This window comes from Cobetia sp. BMC6, from assembly GCF_029991385.1.
GTDB lineage: Bacteria > Pseudomonadota > Gammaproteobacteria > Pseudomonadales > Halomonadaceae > Cobetia.
On the sequence record NZ_JAKUMF010000089.1, the window covers coordinates 1 to 255 of the forward strand.

Below are 255 nucleotides of genomic sequence, written 5' to 3' on the forward strand. Positions count from 1 at the left end.
GGAAACGGGTTAATATTCCCGTACCGGATGTGGTTGCGATGGGGGGACGAAGAAGGCTAGGTGAGCCAGGCGTTGGTTGTCCTGGTGAAAGCATGTAGGCCGAGGAATCAGGCAAATCCGGTTCCTCTGAGGTCGAGATGCGAGACGAACTGACCACGGTCAGGAAGTCATCGATGCCACGCTTCCAGGAAAAGCCTCTAAGCTTCAGACCACATGCGACCGTACCCCAAACCGACACAGGTGGTCAGGTAGAGA

The 255-nt window shown here is 55.7% G+C and carries 1 rRNA gene; it reads left to right on the plus strand.

The annotated features are described in order from the left end of the window. Positions 1-255, plus strand: a 23S ribosomal RNA gene (locus tag MKZ40_RS17235); the annotation flags it as partial.